The organism is Effusibacillus consociatus (assembly GCF_042652925.1).
Taxonomy (GTDB): Bacteria; Bacillota; Bacilli; order Tumebacillales; family Effusibacillaceae; genus Effusibacillus; species Effusibacillus consociatus.
Window position 1 is genome coordinate 1 of sequence record NZ_JBHSHC010000113.1, and the last position, 1677, is coordinate 1677.

2 protein-coding genes are annotated in these 1677 nt (G+C 38.0%); both read left to right on the forward strand.

All coding sequences use genetic code 11. The features are described 5' to 3' along the window. The coding region (locus ACFO8Q_RS16755; RefSeq protein WP_380027047.1) for a hypothetical protein at positions 1 to 218 on the forward strand (218 nt) is incomplete at its 5' end. Between the two features lie 3 nt (positions 219 to 221). Further along, positions 222 to 953, forward strand: a complete 732-nt coding sequence (locus tag ACFO8Q_RS16760; RefSeq protein WP_380027050.1) for a hypothetical protein — start codon at positions 222 to 224, stop codon at positions 951 to 953. The last annotated feature ends 724 nt before the right edge of the window (positions 954 to 1677 follow it).

A 1677-nucleotide genomic window follows, 5' to 3' on the forward strand; every position in this document is an offset into this window, starting at 1 on the left:
GCTCTATTTCATTAACATGGTGGCTCTCATTCATTAACCTAGCGGCTCTGCCGCGCCGAAATATTCATTCAATTGCTAAACAGAGGTGGGTTAGATTGATTGTATTCTCTGAAGTAGAAACAGATCCAAGCAAATTGTTCTTACCACCGTTGCAAACAGCTCGCGCTTGTGATCAAAAGGGAAATGGTAGACCTATAATTTTTATCAGGGAGGATTAATTGATGGAATTTCCAAAAAAATTTAAGATGGTTGCGGCATTCACTCTTGGATTATCAATTACTTCAGGTGCCTTTGTTTATTATTATCCTTCAGTACAGGCTGCAGATGAAATAATCATCCCAGACAAAGCCGTTGTTGGAAACAATGTACACCTTAATAAACTTAAATCCTTTCAAGATTCAAATGCTATGAATCAATACCTTTCTTCTCTCAGTACCAAAGATCTTCTGGAAACAGCTGCCGAACTTGCCAACCAAGGTGAAAATGTATTAAGCCAAGAAGGACTAATCCTAGTTCCACATCTTAAAAAGAGGTGGTCTAATGGAGTACCAGCCCAACAAATAGACACCATGATCAAGGATAAGACAAATCCCAAGGAATTCCGTATGTTTTTGATCAATTTCTTAAATAATAGAAAAGCAGAAAACCAGACAGAGCAAGTGATAGATACGATTTTAACTATGGCAAGTGACAAAACAGAAGATGCATCGATTAGATGGTATTCCCTTTTGAAAGTCAGGGAATTGAGTGGAAACGCAACTAAAAAACAAGCGCAAGAAGAAACTTTGAAAGCGATATTTAAAGATCCTGCCACTCCAGCTTCCGTTAAAGGTGCAGCCCTTACTGCAATGAGAAGAACAGGAAGCCCTGAATTACAAAAATTTGTCCAACACGGGAACAAAAGATGGAACGCCTACACATCACGATATATCTTATGTCCCATATGTTACTGAACACAATGACTTAGGCAAAGATCAGCCGTGGGTTGAAATGAGTCCTTATGTACAGCGGGGTGCTAGCGGAACAAAATGGACTACTCTAAGACAATATTGGTAAAATGAGTATTAAATGAGTGACAAATTTCAGGGATGTTGAGAAACTTCAACATCCCTTTATAGCATTCGATCTATCTGCCTTTTACTCTCTTTATAATCGTGTCAACCAATAACCCCAGAAAAAACCAAAATATGATATTCATACTATATATAACATAATTGAGATTTTGATTATAACCATAATACTTGAAAGACTGCCAATATTCTTGCAGAAGGAGCAAAGGAAAATTTGGCGTACTCAGTAAATCTAGTAAAATATTTTTATCATCATGACCTGAAAAGTTAAGCAGACATATGACGAGAGCAAATAACGTGAACCAAAGACGAAATTTCCAAAACATCATTTACAACCTCCTCATTTAACATTAAGACTCTCGGAATTAAAATTTCCTTACAGGCTCTAGTCTCTTGACTAGGGCCATTTATTGTTTCACCCCCAAAACAGGAGTGCGAACAAATTTTCCTCTTGACTTTTTCAAATCACCCCAACAATCGCGATGGAGGCATCTAATTGCCTACTACTAGACGGTTTGGGTGATGTTCATGATTCCCGTTGCTCGTTCTCATGAAGCCTACCTGCAGTTCGTTGTTGAACAACTTGATGTAGAGTACAACAATCCCG

Coding starts and splice junctions, on each gene's coding strand:
- ACFO8Q_RS16760 (WP_380027050.1), top strand. CDS start 222: ATGGAATTTCCAAAAAAATTTAAGATGGTTGCGGCATTCACTCTTGGA.